Here is a 15,912-nt window from a genome sequence, read left to right on the forward strand (position 1 = left end):
CGGGAATGACGGCAGCAAGACGCGGCCGGCCGTCGATCGCGATGCCTCAAGAGCACGCCTCGCGCACCGCCACCGGCAGCTCCGCCGCACGTCCCGTGCCGCGATCGATCCACACCATCACGATGTTGCCATCGCAATAGAGCACCGTGTCGTCCTTCGCATCGACGATGCGGTGGCCGATGCTGACGCTCGTGTTGCCCAGCCGTTCCACGAACAGTTCGACGTCCACTTCCGCCGGCCATTCGATCGGGCGGCGATAGTTGAGATGGGCGGCGGCGACGACGGGCGCGACATGATCGTCCAGCCCCTGTCCCGGCACGCCGAGCATCCAGCGCAGGCGCGCTTCCTCGAGGTAGCTCAGGTACTTCGAGTTGTTGACGTGGTTGAACGCGTCCAGGTCGCGCCAGCGTACCGACAGCGGGACGCGGATCAGCGCGACGGGCGTATGGCTTGCTTCGATGGCTTGCGATTCGGCCGCGGCGACGGGCGCCGCGCTTTCGGTGGTCTTCTTCGCCGCCGGCTTGCGCCGGCGGGCAGGCGTCTTGCGGGCCTTCGGTGTTGCGGCGTCGCTCATGCGGCGGACTTCTTCTTCGTGTTGTTCTTCTTGTCGGCGGCCGTCCTGGTCGCCGCGGTCTTCGCCGTTGCCGTCTTCGAAGCGGCCTTGCCGCCGGCCTTGGCTGCGGCCGGCTTGGCCTTGCGCGCGGACGCCTCCGGCTTGGCCTGCAGCAGCGGCGCGAGGAAGCGGCCGGTGTGCGAATGCGGCAGGGCGGCGATTTCTTCCGGCGTACCGCAGGCCAGGATCGTGCCGCCGCGATGGCCGCCTTCCGGACCCAGGTCGATCACCCAGTCCGCCGTCTTGATGACGTCGAGGTTGTGCTCGATCACCACCACCGTGTTGCCGTCGTCGCGCAGGCGATGCAGCACGGTCAGCAGGTGTTCGATGTCGTGGAAGTGCAGGCCCGTGGTCGGCTCGTCGAGGATGTACAGCGTGCGGCCGGTGTCGCGCCGCGAGAGTTCCTTCGACAGCTTTACGCGCTGCGCCTCGCCGCCGGACAGCGTCGTCGCACTCTGGCCCAGCTTGATGTAGCTCAGGCCCACGTCCATCAGCGTTTCGAGCTTGCGCGAGATCGCCGGGATGTTCTCGAACAGGTTCAGCGCATCCTCGACGGTCATTTCCAGCACGTCGTTGATGTTGTAACCCTTGTAGAGGATCTCCAGCGTCTCGCGGTTGTAGCGCTTGCCGCCGCAGACGTCGCACGGCACGTACACGTCGGGCAGGAAGTGCATCTCCACCTTGATCAGGCCATCGCCCTGGCAGGCCTCGCAGCGGCCGCCGCGCACGTTGAAGCTGAAGCGGCCCGGCGAATAGCCGCGCGCGCGCGCTTCGGGCACCTGCGCGTACAGCTCGCGCAGCGGCGTGAACAGGCCGGTGTAGGTCGCCGGATTCGAACGCGGCGTGCGGCCGATCGGTGACTGGTCGATGTCGACAACCTTGTCCCACAGCTCGATGTTCTCGTACTCGCGATACGGCGCCGCCGTGTGCGAGGCGCCATTGAGCTCGTTGGCGGTGATCGCGAACAGCGTGTCGTTGATCAGCGTCGACTTGCCCGAGCCGGACACGCCGGTGATCGCCGTGAACAGCCCCGACGGGATCGCCAGGTCGACGTCCTTGAGGTTGTTGCCGGTGGCGCCGCGCAGGTGGAAGGTGGTCTTCGCGTCGGGCTTGTGGCGACGCGTCGGCACTTCGATGCCGCGCTTGCCGGACAGGTACTGGCCGGTGAGCGAACGCGGCGACTTGAGCAGGTCGTCCAGCGTGCCGTGCGCGATCACTTCGCCGCCGTGCACGCCGGCGCCGGGACCGATGTCGACGACGTAATCGGCCAGGCGGATCGCGTCCTCGTCGTGTTCGACCACGATGACGGTGTTGCCGAGGTCGCGCAGTCGCGTGAGCGTGCCGAGCAGGCGTTCGTTGTCGCGCTGGTGCAGGCCGATGGACGGCTCGTCGAGCACGTACATCACGCCGACCAGGCCGGCGCCGATCTGCGACGCCAGGCGGATGCGCTGGGCTTCGCCGCCCGAGAGCGAATCGGCTTTGCGTTCCAGCGTGAGGTAGTCGAGGCCGACATCGACGAGGAAGCGCAGGCGGTCGGCGATTTCCTTGACGATCTTGACGGCGATCTCGCCGCGCCAGCCGGGCAGGTTGAGCGCCTTGAAGAACGCCAGCGCCTCGTCCACGGGCATCACGACGATGTCCGGCAGCGGACGCTCGTCGACGAACACGCTGCGCGCGGCGCGGTTCAGTCGCGCGCCGCCGCAATCGGTGCAGGCGCGTTCGCTGATGTACTTGGCCAGCTCCTCGCGAACGGCGGCCGATTCGGTCTCGCGGTAGCGACGTTCCAGGTTCGGCACGATGCCTTCGAAGCGATGCTTGCGCTGGCTGCGGCCACCGGCTTCGGTGAGGTAGGTGAAGCTGATGGTTTCATCGCCGCTGCCGAACAGCACCGCGTCGCGTGCCTTCTTCGGCAACGACTGCCACGGCGCATCGACGTCGAACTTGTAGTGGCGCGCCAGCGACTGGATCAGCTGGAAGTAGTAGGCATTGCGACGGTCCCAGCCACGCACGGCGCCGGGCCGAGAGCGACAGCTCCGGATGCACGACCACGCGCGAGGGATCGAAGAACTGCGCCACGCCCAGGCCGTCGCACGTCGGGCATGCGCCGACCGGCGAGTTGAACGAGAACAGCCGCGGTTCCAGCTCCGGCAGCGAGTATTCGCACACCGGGCAGCTGTACTTGGACGAGAACAGCAGCGGCGCCGCGTCGGCGTCGTCGAGCGACATGACCTGCGCCATGCCGTCGCCGAGCTTCAGCGCGGTCTCGAAGGATTCGGCCAGTCGCTGCTTGATGTCGTCGCGCGGCTTGAAACGGTCCACCACCGCTTCGATGGTGTGCTTCACGCGCAGCGCGAGCGGCGGCACGGCATCGATCTCGTGCAGCACGCCGTCCACGCGCACGCGCACGAAGCCCTGCGCGCGCAACTGTTCGAATACCTGCGCGTGCTCGCCCTTGCGCTCGCGGATCACCGGCGCCAGCAGCATGTAGCGTTGTTCGCGGCCGGCTTCGGTTTCGCCGAGCGCGACGACCTGGTCGACCATCTGGCTGACCGTCTGCGCTTCCAGCGGGTAACCGTGGTCCGGGCAGCGCGGCGTGCCCACGCGTGCGTAGAGCAGGCGCAGGTAGTCGTAGATCTCGGTGATCGTGCCGACGGTGGATCGCGGGTTGTGCGAGGTCGACTTCTGCTCGATCGAGATCGCCGGCGAGAGACCTTCGATGTGGTCGACGTCCGGCTTCTCCATCACGGAGAGGAACTGGCGCGCGTAGGCCGACAGCGACTCGACGTAGCGTCGCTGGCCTTCGGCGTAGATCGTGTCGAACGCGAGCGAGGACTTGCCCGATCCCGACAGCCCCGTGATCACGATGAGCTTGTCGCGGGGGAGGTCGAGGTCGATGTTCTTGAGGTTGTGCGTCCGCGCGCCGCGGATGCGGATGTAATCCAGCGCCATCGGTTGCCTGTATGGGGAGGGTCGCCGTCGCGGAGCGCGGGGCGAACAGGGGAGCGTATCGACAGGCGAAGATGGGGGCAAATGCCCGGAACCAAAGGCGCGCGAAATGCCGCGTGGAGCACGGTTCAGCGGGTTCCACGCGGCATTCCTGAACCTGCCGTCTCACTGGCTGAGACGGCGATTCCTCCACTGCGCGGCAGTGGAGGTGGCACGAGCGAATCAGGTGCGGTCGCGGCCGCTTAGAGCAACCGGAACGCCGCGGCTTCGCCGTTGCCGGCCTGCGCGGTGGTTTCCAGCGCGGCGGGGCTGACGCCGTTGACGATCAGCTGGACCTTGATCGCCTCGGCGCGCTGCTGCGCGAGCGACGGATCGTCGGCGGCGGGGCCGGCAATCTGCAGCCGCGTGGCGTCGCCGGACGCCTGGATCACCTGCGCGGCCTTGCTGAGCAACGCCAGGCTGTCGGGCGCCACGCGCGCGCTGCCGGGCTCGAAGCGGATCGGCGTCTGCGTCACGGCCTCGTTGAGCGCCTTCACCAGCGGCGCGCCCGACGTTCCGGGCTTCACGGCCGCGAGTACGGCGGAAACCGCTTCGCCCTGCGCGCCATCGCCCACCCCTTGGAACAGGCCCGTGTAGGCGTAGCCGGGATAGAGCAGCTCGGCGCGCGCGAGCAGGGCCTTGCGGTCGTCCTCGCTGGCGTGGCCGTGGAGCTCGATGCGACGGCCTTCGAACGAGACGGCGGCGCCCGGCTGGTTGAAGGTCTTCAGGAATTCCGGCAGGCCGTCCCGCCAGGGCGCGGGCCGTGCGCCGGGATCGACCTTGAGGTCGCCGGAGACGCGGCCGTAGGCGCCACGAAGCGCGGTTTCGACGGACTGGCGCGCGGCATCGGTACCGACGATGCCGTCGTAGCGGATGGTGCCGTTGTTGTTCACCACATTGAGCGTGGCGTCGAACTGCGCCACTGGCGCGGCAGCCGTCGGCGGCGGCGCCTGGGTGGTCGGCGTATCGCGACTGCAGGCGGACAGCGCGGCGACGCCGGCGATCAGCACGACGGGGAGGAACACGACAGGAAAAGCACGGGCTGGCTTCATGGGCACTCCATCGCGGGGAGGGAAGGAGGGGCCCGGCGGACCGGGCCCTTCCTGCTTGCTGCATCGGTCGAACGCGATCGCTTACTTGTGCGAGGCGTAGTCGATCTCGACCGGGTCGGCGCATTCCTGCGTGCCGTTATTGCACAGCTTGTAGCTCATCGTGCCGCTACCGATGATGCGGAACGTATCCGTCGCCGTGCCCTTGTTCTTCACGGTCTTGAGGATCGCGCCGTTGCGGTAGATGTCGATGTTCTTCTTGCCGTGCGTCCAGGTGAGCGTGACCTGCGTGCGATGGTTCGCCAGCCCGATCGCCTCGGCTTCCACCGAACGCGGCCAGTTCGCATCGACGAAACTCGGATACAGCGACACGCCGGTGGCCTTGCTGAAGCCGCGGATCGTCACGTACCAGGTGCCGCCCTGCGGGGCCGGGAAGAAGCAGTTCTCGTTGTTGCCCGCGGTGTACGGACGGCAGTCGTACGCGGTGGTCGTCGGCTCTGCCGCGCGGCGCACGTACATGTCGGCATCGCCCGTGCCGCCGTACATCGCGAACAGCAGGTTCGAAGCGCCGTTGGGCACCAGCAGCTGGTAGCGCACGGTGTCGTTGGCGAGCACTTCGATGCCGGTGACGGTGACGCCGTTCTGCAGTTCGGTGGCCGGCGGCGGTTCCGGAGCCGGCGGGACGTCCGGCGGCAGCGGTTCGTCGCCCTTGGCGACGGCGACCGCGTAGCGCGCGTCGATGATGCCGGCGCCGCACCACAGGTTGTAGCTGCAGCCGCCGGCGAATCCACCCGACGCGTACGCCGTGTTTTCCAGGATCTTCTTGATCTGGTCCGGCGTCTTCGGCGTGGCCGCCGCCGACTGCATCAGCGCGATGGTGCCCGCCACGTGCGGGGCGGACATCGAGGTGCCTGCATACCACGCGTAGCCTTCGGCGCCCTGGCCCTGCGCGCCGAGGTTGAGCGTCGACAGGATGTTGTCTTCGGCCGGCACGACGCCCGAACCGCCCGGCGCCGCTACGTCGACGACGCTGCCGTAGTTGGAGAATTCCGAAAGCTCGCCGGTCGGACCGACGGACGCTACGGTGATGACGTCGTTGCAGCTCGCGGGCGAATAACCCGCCGCATCGGCCGAGGAGTTGCCGGCCGAGACCACGACCGTCGTGCCGCGCGCCTTCGCCGCGGTGTAGGCCGCCTGCTCGGCGACCGAGCACGCGCCGCTGCCGCCGAGGCTCAGGTTGATGACTTCGGCCGGCGTCGCATTGGCCGGAACGCCCGCCACCGTGCCGCCGGACGCCCAGGTCACCGCGTCGATGATGTCGGACTCGTAGCCGCCGCACTTGCCCAGCACGCGTACCGGCTGCACCTTCGCGCCGAACGCCACGCCGGCCACGCCTGCGTTGTTGTTCGTCGCCGCCGCGACCGTGCCGGCCACGTGCGTGCCGTGCCAGCTGCTGTCTTCGGGGATGCCGAAGATGTTGCATTCGCCGTCGTGCCAGTCGCCCGGATCGTTCGGATCCGCATCGCGGCCGTCGCCGTCCACGCTCACTTCGGTATCGATGATGAAGTCGTAGCCCGGAACGGTCTGGCTATTGAGTTCCGAATGCGGCGTGATGCCGGTATCGAGCACCGCGACCACGACGCCGTCGCCGGTCGACAGGTCCCACGCCGGTTCGGCGTTGATGCCGCCGGGGCCGTTCTTGTAGTGCCACTGCTGCGCGTAGAGCGGATCGTTGGGCACCATCAGCGGCTTGCGCAGGCGATCGGGTTCGACCGCGAGCACGTTCGGATCCTTCATCAGCTCCAGCATCAGCTGCTTGGTGGCGAGGCTGTCGAGCTTGCGGTCGGTGCGGATCAGCGAGCTGCCGGTGGCCAGCGTGCGCATCGGCGCGATGCCGACGTTGAGGTTCTTCGCGGCGGTGGCGAACTGCGTGGTGGTAGCGGCGGCGCTCAGGCGCCTGGCGCCCTCACGGTAGGTGACGATGAAGCGGTCGTACTTCTGCGGCTGTTCCTTCGCCGCCTTGGCGGCGGCCGGCGACAGCGTGGACACCTTGACCTTGTTGGCGACGGGCAACTTGCCGCCGGAGTAGGCCGCGGGGGCGGCGATGAGCGCGGTGGCGACGGCGAGGGCGGTCCACTTGAGGGTGCGGGCTTTGCGAGTCATGACAACGTCCTTTGTTGGCTGCTGCTGCAGGAACCTCCGGCGCCTCCCCCTGAGCGACGCCGGTGCGAGTGCGCGACGGCGCTAACCGGAGCGCGACTGGGTGGAGGCTCGCGTCGAAACGCCGTCCGGCGTCGTGCGCGTGCCCGCATGTGGGTGGGCGGAGCTGAAGCGAGGCTGCGTACGCACGCTCACGGCGTCGGAGCGCGCGTCCGGATGCGTGCGACGTGTGGCGGCGATCGGGGATGCGGAAGCCCGGGCGGGATCGCCCGTTGCTGTGGACGCGGTGGCGTCCTCGGAAGACATCAGGGCCTGCGACTGCACAGCGACTGTCCCCCCGGCCTGCGTGAACGCTGGCCCATCGAGTGTTGGCTGGGACATGGACGGGCCCTGAACCGCCATGTCGAAGCGACGTTAAGGGATGCCTGCACCGCGTGCAAGTGGTTGATAATGCTCACAAAATAAACACGATACTGAATGCGGGCAGGAATGTGCCGTGCGTCGTGTTTCAGGCGTCTCCAGCCGCAGGAGGAGGGGATGGGTCACGCGTATGCCCCCCGCACCGTGGTCTTGGGCCCCGAGTCGGGCCGACTTGCTCCAACTCGCTGAAAGCCCTAGAATTCCGCTTCTGTCCGCCCGTCACGGGTGCCGACAGCGACCAAAATAACTACAGAGGAATCTGGTCATGTACGCAGTTGTAGTCACCGGCGGTAAGCAATACCGCGTGATGCAGGGCGAAACCCTGCGCGTCGAGCTGCTCGATGTCGAAGTCGGCAGCGAGATCAAGCTGGACAACGTCCTGATGCTGGGCGGCAGCGATGGCGTGAAGGTTGGCGATGCCCTGAAGGGCGCGTCGGTCTCCGCCAAGGTCGTCGGCCACGGCCGCGCCGACAAGGTGCGCATCGTGAAGTTCCGTCGCCGCAAGCACCACCGCAAGCAGATGGGCCACCGTCAGCATTACACCGAAATCGAAATCACCGGCATTGCCGGCTAAGTAAGGAGAAGCAGCCATGGCACACAAAAAGGGCGTAGGTTCCACCCGTAACGGCCGCGACTCCAACCCGAAGTACCTGGGCGTGAAGATCTACGGCGGCCAGGCCATCGAGGCCGGCAACATCATCGTTCGCCAGCGCGGCACCCAGTTCCATCCGGGCGCCGGCGTCGGCCTGGGTCGCGACCACACGCTGTTCGCGCTGGTCGACGGCAAGGTCGAGTTCTCGACCAAGGGTCCGAAGAAGCGTCGCACCGTCAGCGTCGTCGAGTAATTCCTCGTCATACGCGAGTCCCTTCGCAAGAGCCCGCACATCCGTGTGCGGACTTTTCAAAAGGACAACGAGGAGCCCCGCTTCGGCGGGGCTTTTCGTTTTCAATGACGTGATTCGTGAGCTGGGATTCGTGATTCGCGCAGGCGAACGGATCTTCGGCGCCTGCCAGCGTTCCGCATTCCTTTAGACTGCAACGCGGCCGCGTTCCCACGAATCACCAACTCCGAATCACGAATCACGGCACTCCAATGAAACTCGTCGACGAAGCCGAAATCCAGGTCAGCGCAGGCAACGGCGGCAACGGCTGCGTCGGTTTCCGTCGCGAGAAGTTCATCCCGCTCGGCGGCCCCGATGGCGGCGACGGCGGCGACGGCGGCAGCGTCTGGCTGCTGGCCGACGAAAACCTCAACACGCTCGTCGACTTCCGGCACCAGCGCCAGTTCCGCGCCAAGCGCGGCGAGAACGGCATGGGCCGCCAGATGTACGGCAAGGCCGGCGACGACCTGGTCATCACCGTGCCGGTCGGCACCGTGGTGATGAACGTCGAGACCGATGAAGTCATCGGCGACCTCACGCGCCACGGCGAACGCCTGCTGGTCGCGAAGGGCGGCAAGGGCGGCCTGGGCAACATGCACTTCAAGAGCTCGGTGAACCGCTCGCCGCGCAAGGCGCTGCCGGGCCTGCCGGGCGAGGAGCGCGTGCTCAAGCTCGAGCTCAAGCTGCTTGCCGACGTCGGCCTGCTGGGCTTCCCGAATGCCGGCAAGAGCACGCTGATCCGCGCGGTTTCCGCGGCAACGCCGAAGGTGGCGGACTATCCGTTCACCACGCTTTATCCGAACCTCGGCGTGGTCAGCGTCGAGCCGCACCGCAGCTTCGTCATCGCCGACATTCCCGGGCTGATTGAAGGCGCCGCGGAAGGCGCGGGGCTCGGCACGCAGTTCCTCAAGCATCTGCAGCGCACGCGCCTGCTGCTGCACCTGGTCGACATCGCGCCTGCGGGCGGCGTGTACGACGAAGGCGCGGAGGAGGGCGTAAGCCCGGCCGACCAGGTGCGCGCGATCGAGCGCGAACTGGGAAAGCACGATCCCGAGCTGCTCAACAAACCGCGCTGGCTCGTGCTCAACAAGGCCGACCTGCTGCTGGAGGAAGAGCAGCAGGCCGCGGTGAAGTCGATCATCGAGGAGCTGGGCTGGAAGGATCGCCACTACCTCGTCTCCGCCATCGGCCGGGAGGGCACGTGGCCGATCATGCTCGACGTCATGACCTTCTTCGATCGCCAGCGCGAAGCGGCGCTGGAAGCCGAGCGCGCAGGCGAGGGGCATGCGGCACCCTGAGGCCTTCGCGCGGGCAACAAAAAACCCGGCATCGGCCGGGTTTTTGTTTGCTGCCTGGAGCCCGTCGGGCGAAGCCGCGGACTCCCGTCCCCGTTCCGCCGTATCAGGCGGCCTTGAGCGCCTTGATGCGGGCGTTCAGGCGGGCCTTGTGGCGGGCAGCCTTGTTCTTGTGGATCAGGCCACGCGAGCTGAAGCGATCGAGGATCGGCTGCGCGACGGCGAAGGCGGACTCGGCGCCGGCGGCGTCGTTCTCGCCCAGGGCCTTGAGCACCTTCTTGACGGCGGTACGCAGCATCGAACGCTGGCTGGCGTTGCGGGCATTGCGGACCACGGTCTGCTTGGCGCGCTTCTTGGCGGACTTGATGTTGGCCACGGCGAATTCCTGGAAACTGGTAGTGAAAAGGGTCTGGGGACAATCAGACCGGAAAGTATGGAGGATTCAGTGGGTTGCGTCAACAACAACGCCGGCGGCCGCCGGACTCGGGGAGGGCGGGCTTGAGCGCGCCGAAGATGCTGAAAGGGCTGCTGTCGTTCAGCAGCATGACCATGGTCTCGCGCGTGCTGGGCCTGGTCCGCGACATCGCGATCAACCAGGCCTTCGGCGCCAATGCGGGCACCGACGCGTTCTGGGTCGCGTTCCGGATCCCGAACTTCATGCGGCGCCTGTTCGCCGAAGGCTCGTTCTCGACGGCGTTCGTGCCGGTCTTCACCGAGATCAAGGAAACCCGACCGCACGCGGACCTGAAGGAACTCGTCGCCCGCGTGTCCGGCACGCTGGGGGGGATCCTGATGGTGCTGACCGCGCTGGGGCTGATCTTCACCCCGCAGATCGCGGCCGTCTTCAGCCCGGGCTCGCTCGACAACGCGCCGAAGTTCGGCCTGACCGTCGACCTGCTGCGCCTGACGTTCCCCTTCATCCTGTTCGTCTCGCTCACCGCGCTGGCGGGCGGGGCGCTCAACAGCTTCCACCGGTTCGGGCTGCCGGCCTTCACGCCGGTGATCCTCAACCTTTTCATGATCGCCGGCGCGCTGTGGCTCGCGCCGCACCTGGAAGTGCCGATCCTCGCGCTGGGCTGGGCCGTGCTGGCGGGCGGCATCGCGCAGCTCGTGTTCCAGCTGCCGGCGCTGCGCAAACTGGACCTGCTCACGCTGCCGAAGTGGGGCTGGAGGCATCCCGACGTGCGCAAGGTGATGCGCCTGATGGTGCCGACGCTGTTCGGCTCGTCGGTGGCGCAGATCAACCTGCTGCTGGATACGGTGATCGCCTCGTTGCTGTTCGTCGGTTCGCAGACGTGGCTCTCGCAGGCCGACCGTTTCCTCGAACTGCCGCTGGGCGTGTTCGGCGTCGCGCTGGGCACGGTGATCCTGCCGGCGCTGTCGCGGCACCACGTCAAGACCGATACCGAAGGGTTTTCGAAGGCGCTGGACTGGGGCCTGCGGACCACGCTGCTGATCGCGATGCCGGCGATGCTCGGGCTTATGTTCCTGGCCGAACCGCTGGTGGCGACGCTGTTCCAGCGCGGCAAGTTCACTGCGTTCGACACGCAGATGGCGGCGATGTCGGTGTTCGGCCTGAGCTTCGGCCTGCCGGCCTTCGCGCTGGTGAAGATCGTGCTGCCGGCGTTCTATGCGCGGCAGGACACGCGGACGCCGGTTCGCGCCGGCATCGCCTCGCTGATCGCGAACATGGTGCTCAACGTGCTGTTCCTGTGGGTGCTGTACCTGCTGTGGACCACGCCGGAGGTGCGCGCCAAGGGCGTGTTCGCCGCGCTCGAACAGACGCCGGGCCTGCACCTGGCGCTGGGCTTCGCGAGCGCCGCGGCGAGCTACCTCAATCTCGCGCTGCTGTGGCACTGGCTGCGCAAGACGGGCGTGTACGAACGCCAGCCCGGCTGGTTGCGTTACCTGATGCGCCTGCTCGTCGCGTGCGTGGCGATGTCCGCCGCGCTGTGGGTGGGGCTGCAATGGGCGCCGGCATTCACGCAGATCGGCCAGCTGGCGCGCGTCGGGTATCTCGCCGTGCTGGTCGGCGGTGGCGGGATGGTCTATCTCGTGGCGCTGCTGGCGCTGGGCTTCCGCCCGCGCGACCTGCGCGAACACTGAGTGGACCGTACGGTGAGCCTTGGAGATGGACCTGGCCGGCTATACTTCGAACCGATGAGCAGGCTGTTTCGTGACGTCGAAGGCGGGCCCCGATGCCCGCACGGCAGTGTGGTCTGCATCGGCGCATTCGACGGCCTGCACCTGGGCCACCAGGCGCTGGTGCGCCACGCGCTCGCCCGCGCGCGCGCGCTCGACGTGCCCTGCGTGGTGCTGAGTTTCGAGCCGCTGCCGCGTGAGTTCTTCGCGCCCAACGATCCGCCGCCGCGCCTGATGCTGCCGCGGACCAAGGCCGGGCGCCTGTTCGAAATGGGCGTCGACCAGCTCGGTTTGCTGCGTTTCGATCGCCGGCTGTGTTCCCTCAGCGCCGAGGAATTCGCGGAACAGGTGCTGGTGCACCGCTTGAATGCGCGCGAGGTCTGGGTCGGTCCGGAATTCCGTTTCGGCAAGGCGCGTGGCGGCGACATCGGCGTGCTGAAGGCGGTGGGGCAGGCGCACGGGTTCGTCGCCGGCGAGATCGAGCCGGTGCAGGTCGATGGCGAGCGGGTCTCTGCCACGCGCATCCGCCAGGCGCTGCGCGAGGGCGATTTCGCGACGGCCGAACGCTTCCTCGGCCGGCCGTACGCCATTGCCGGCCACGTCGTGCAGGGCAAGCAGCTCGGCCGCACGCTGGGCTTTCCGACGGCGAACCTCCGCTTCGGCGGCCGCACGCCGGCGTTGTCGGGCATCTACGCCACGTGGGTGCACGGCGTGGGCGATGCACCGCGCGCGTCGGTGTCGAGCCTGGGCACGCGGCCGACGGTGGACGGCGTGGAGCCGCTGCTGGAGGCGCACCTTTTCGATTTCGATGGCGACCTGTACGGGCGCCGCATCGAAGTCGAGTTCGTCGCGAAGCTGCGCGATGAACTGAAGTTTTCCGATCTGCCGGCCTTGACCGCGCAGATGCATCGCGATGCTGCGGAAGCACGCGAGATCCTTTCGAAAGAACAACACCACGCCTTCGCCTGAGCGCCGCTTGTGACCGCCCAAGATCCCAACCAGTACAAAGCCACCCTGCACCTGCCCGCGACGGAATTCCCGATGCGCGGCGACCTGCCCAAGCGCGAGCCCGAAACCCTGGCGCGCTGGGAGGCCGATGGCCTGTACGCGCAGATTCGCGAGAAGGTCGGCAAGCGCGAGCGCAGCTTCGTGCTGCACGACGGCCCGCCGTACGCCAACGGCGCGATCCACATTGGCCACGCGGTCAACAAGGTCCTCAAGGACCTGGTGGTGAAGTCCAAGCTGATGGCCGGCTATGACGCGCCGTACGTGCCGGGCTGGGATTGCCACGGCCTGCCCATCGAACACCAGGTCGAGAAGAAGTTCGGCAAGGTCGGCGAGAAGCTCGACGCCGCGCAGTTCCGCCAGAAGTGCCGCGAATACGCGAGCGAGCAGATTGACCTGCAGCGCCGCGACTTCAAGCGGCTGGGCGTGATCGGCGACTGGGAAAACCCGTACCGCACGATGGATTTCCGCTACGAGGCCGACATCGTCCGCTCGCTGGCGAAGATCGTCGAGCGCGGTCACCTTGTGCGCGGCGCGAAGCCGGTGCACTGGTGCTTCGATTGCGGCTCGGCGCTGGCCGAAGCCGAGATCGAATACGCCGACAAGCAGTCCTGGGCGATCGACGTCGCCTACGACGCGCGCGATCCGCAGGTCGTGGCGCGCCTGTTCGGCGCCAGCGTCGACGACGGCGTGCGCGTCGCGATGCCGATCTGGACCACCACGCCGTGGACGCTGCCGGCGAGCCTGGCGATCAGCGTCGGTCCGGAACTCGACTACGTGCTGGTCGAAGGCCCGCGCCTGCCCGACGGCGGCCGTCGTCTGCTCGTGCTCGCCGAAGCGCTCGCCGGCAAGGCGCTGTCGCGCTATGGCGTCGAGGAGATCACGATCCTTGGCCGCGCGCTGGGCCGCGACCTCGAAGGCGCGCTCATGCAGCATCCGTTCTATGCCGAGCGCGACATCCCGGTGCTCGTCGGCGACCACGTGTCGGCCGAGGACGGCACCGGCATGGTCCACACCGCCCCGGGCCACGGCCCGGACGACTACACGATCGGCCTGAAGTACGGCCTGACCGACAAGTACACCGCCGCGCAGATCAACCCGGTCGACGCGAAGGGCCTGTACCTGCCGACCACGCCGCCGGCCGACGGCGTCGTGCTCGCCGGCCTGCACCTGTGGAAGGCGAACGACATCCTGGTCGACGTCGTCCGCGCCAGCGGCCACCTGCTGGCCGCGCACAAGCTCACGCACAGTTACCCGCATTGCTGGCGTCACAAGACGCCGGTGATCTTCCGCGCCACGCCGCAGTGGTTCATCTCGATGGAGCAGGCCAACCTGCGCCGCGATGCGCTGAGCGAGATCGGCAAGGTCGCGTGGGTGCCCGAGTGGGGCGAGGCGCGCATCTACAACATGATCGAAGGCCGCCCGGACTGGACGATCTCGCGCCAGCGCTACTGGGGCGTGCCGATCGCGCTGTTCTTCCATCGCGAGACCGGCGAGATCCATCCGCGTTCGCCCGAGCTGATGCGCAAGGTCGCCGAGAAGGTCGAGCAGGCCGGCGCCGATGCGTGGTACTCGATGACCGCCGAGGAACTGCTGGGCGACGAAGCCTCGCAGTACGAGAAGGTCACCGACATCCTCGACGTCTGGTTCGACTCCGGCGTGAGCCACGAATGCGTGCTCGCGCAGCGTCCGCAGGACGGCCTGTACAAGCCGGCGGATCTGTACCTGGAAGGGTCCGACCAGCATCGCGGCTGGTTCCATTCCTCGCTGCTCACCGGCGTGGCGATGGACGGCGTCGCGCCGTACCGCCAGGTGCTGACGCACGGTTTCACCGTGGACGAGCAGGGCAAGAAGATGTCCAAGTCGCTCGGCAACACCGTCGAGCCGCAGAAGGTCATCAACGCGATGGGCGCCGACGTGCTGCGCCTGTGGATCGCCTCCACCGACTACCGCAACGAGATGTCGGTGTCGGACAACATCCTCAAGCGCACCTCCGACGTCTATCGCCGCATCCGCAACACAGCGCGCTTCCTGCTGGCGAACCTCAACGGTTTCGAGCCGGCGACGCACCTGCGTCCGCTGGAGGACATGGTCGCGCTCGACCGCTGGATCGTGCATCGCGCCGCCGAACTGCAGGACCGCATCGCCAGCGCGTACGAGCGCTACGACTTCGCCGAGATCGTGCAGGCGCTGTCGAACTTCTGCTCGGTCGACCTGGGATCGCTGTACCTCGACGTCACGAAGGACCGCCTCTACACGATGCCGGAGGACTCGCGCGGCCGCCGTTCGGCGCAGAGCGCGATGTACCGCATCGCCGAGGCGTTCGTGCGCTGGATCGCGCCGATCCTGGCGTTCACCGCCGACGAGATGTGGCGCCATCTGCCGGCCGTCACCGAGCACGGCCCGCGCGAGGACAACGTCCTGTTCGTCACCTGGTACGACGGACTGGCGCTGCTGCCGGAAGATGCGGCGCTGTCGGCCGAGGATTTCGACCGCCTGCTCGCGCTGCGCGAGGAAGTCAGCAAGACGCTTGAGCCGATGCGCGCCGCCGGCGAGATCGGCGCGGCGCTGGAGGCCGAAATCAGCCTGAAGGCAGGCGTCGCCGACCAGAACTGGCTGGCGCCGTTCGCCGACGAGCTGCGTTTCCTGTTCATCAGCGGTGACGTGGAAATCGTCGCCGACGACGGCATCAAGGACATCGCCGTGCTCGCAACGCCGACGACCAAGACCAAGTGCGTGCGTTGCTGGCAGTACCGGGCCGACATCGGCACCGACCAGGCGCATCCGCAGCTGTGCGGCCGCTGCGTGACCAACCTCGCCGGCGACGGCGAACACCGGGAGTGGTTCTGATGGCGCCGGTTCGTCCCAATGCGCTGCCGTGGCTGGCTCTCTCGGTCGCGGTCATCGTGCTAGACCAGCTCACCAAGATGTGGGTCCTGAGTTCGCTGCCGGAGTACACGGCGATCCCGGTGATCGACGGCTTCTGGAACTGGTACCGCACCTACAACACGGGCGCGGCCTTCAGTTTCCTCAGCGACGCCGGCGGCTGGCAGAAGTACTTCTTCGTCGTGCTGGCGGTGGCGATCAGCGGCCTGCTGGCGTGGTGGCTGGCCCGCACGCCGCGCCGCGACTGGAAGAGCGCGCTGCCGTACGCGCTGGTGATCGGCGGTGCGCTGGGCAACGTGATCGACCGCCTGATGCACGGGCACGTCGTGGACTTCATCCAGTGGTACTGGCGCGACCACTACTGGCCGGCGTTCAACGTCGCCGACTCGGCGATCGTCGCAGGCGCCATCGGCATCGCGCTGTTCGGGCTGTTCAGCAAGCCCGCGGCGACCGTCGCCCAGCGCCGGTAGAATAAG

The 15,912-nt window shown here is 67.6% G+C and carries 11 protein-coding genes and 1 pseudogene; 7 read left to right on the top strand and 5 right to left on the bottom strand.

The features are described from left to right. Positions 1-46: 46 nt before the first annotated feature. From ABIE51_RS07605 to ABIE51_RS07620, 4 genes and pseudogenes are all read right to left on the bottom strand, one after another. Positions 47-574, bottom strand: coding sequence for an acyl-CoA thioesterase (locus tag ABIE51_RS07605; protein WP_192630277.1), 528 nt, complete (start codon positions 572-574; stop codon positions 47-49). After that, positions 571-3,562: pseudogene (gene uvrA / locus ABIE51_RS07610) on the bottom strand (excinuclease ABC subunit UvrA). Before uvrA ends, ABIE51_RS07605 begins: the two are co-directional and overlap by 4 nt. 239 nt (positions 3,563-3,801) lie before the next feature. Then, on the bottom strand, positions 3,802-4,650 hold the full coding sequence (locus tag ABIE51_RS07615; protein ID WP_192630279.1) for an OmpA family protein: 849 nt from the start codon (positions 4,648-4,650) through the stop codon (positions 3,802-3,804). An 81-nt stretch (positions 4,651-4,731) separates the two neighbouring features. Then, positions 4,732-6,810, bottom strand: coding sequence for a S8 family peptidase (locus ABIE51_RS07620; protein ID WP_192630280.1), 2,079 nt, complete (start codon positions 6,808-6,810; stop codon positions 4,732-4,734). Positions 6,811-7,492: 682 nt separating this feature from the next. On the opposite strand from ABIE51_RS07620, the gene rplU reads away from it, so the two are divergent. The 3 genes from rplU (at position 7,493) to obgE (ending at position 9,406) form a co-directional block, all read left to right on the top strand. Further along, positions 7,493-7,801 (top strand): 50S ribosomal protein L21, encoded by a 309-nt coding sequence (gene rplU, locus ABIE51_RS07625; protein WP_115840784.1) that lies wholly within the window; start codon positions 7,493-7,495, stop codon positions 7,799-7,801. Between the two features lie 16 nt (positions 7,802-7,817). Continuing rightward, positions 7,818-8,072, top strand: coding sequence for a 50S ribosomal protein L27 (rpmA, locus tag ABIE51_RS07630; protein ID WP_115840783.1), 255 nt, complete (start codon positions 7,818-7,820; stop codon positions 8,070-8,072). A gap of 248 nt (positions 8,073-8,320) precedes the next feature. Then, positions 8,321-9,406 carry a GTPase ObgE gene (gene obgE / locus ABIE51_RS07635; protein ID WP_192630281.1) on the top strand — a complete coding sequence of 362 codons (1,086 nt, stop codon included), beginning with the start codon at positions 8,321-8,323 and terminating at the stop codon, positions 9,404-9,406. 103 nt (positions 9,407-9,509) lie between these two features. On the opposite strand, the gene rpsT is transcribed toward obgE, so the two are convergent. Then, a complete protein-coding gene (rpsT, locus tag ABIE51_RS07640; protein ID WP_115840781.1) occupies positions 9,510-9,779 on the bottom strand; it encodes a 30S ribosomal protein S20 in 270 nt (89 codons plus the stop codon). A 137-nt stretch (positions 9,780-9,916) separates the two neighbouring features. On the opposite strand from rpsT, the gene murJ reads away from it, so the two are divergent. The 4 genes from murJ to lspA all read left to right on the top strand — a co-directional run bounded on the left by murJ (position 9,917) and on the right by lspA (position 15,906). After that, the gene (gene murJ / locus ABIE51_RS07645) at positions 9,917-11,509 is read left to right on the top strand and encodes a murein biosynthesis integral membrane protein MurJ (RefSeq protein WP_192631631.1); all 1,593 of its coding nucleotides are present in this window, start codon (positions 9,917-9,919) and stop codon (positions 11,507-11,509) included. 54 nt (positions 11,510-11,563) lie between these two features. Beyond that, positions 11,564-12,514 carry a bifunctional riboflavin kinase/FAD synthetase gene (locus tag ABIE51_RS07650; protein ID WP_192630282.1) on the top strand — a complete coding sequence of 317 codons (951 nt, stop codon included), beginning with the start codon at positions 11,564-11,566 and terminating at the stop codon, positions 12,512-12,514. A 72-nt stretch (positions 12,515-12,586) separates the two neighbouring features. After that, positions 12,587-15,400, top strand: a complete 2,814-nt coding sequence (ileS, locus tag ABIE51_RS07655) for an isoleucine--tRNA ligase (protein WP_354504832.1) — start codon at positions 12,587-12,589, stop codon at positions 15,398-15,400. Then, entirely contained in the window at positions 15,400-15,906 is a 507-nt protein-coding gene (gene lspA, locus ABIE51_RS07660) for a signal peptidase II (RefSeq protein WP_192630284.1), read from the top strand. Before ileS ends, lspA begins: the two co-directional genes overlap by 1 nt. Positions 15,907-15,912: the final 6 nt, after the last annotated feature.

The sequence above is a fragment of the Lysobacter sp. OAE881 genome (assembly GCF_040546665.1).
Lineage (GTDB): Bacteria > Pseudomonadota > Gammaproteobacteria > Xanthomonadales > Xanthomonadaceae > Lysobacter_J > Lysobacter_J soli.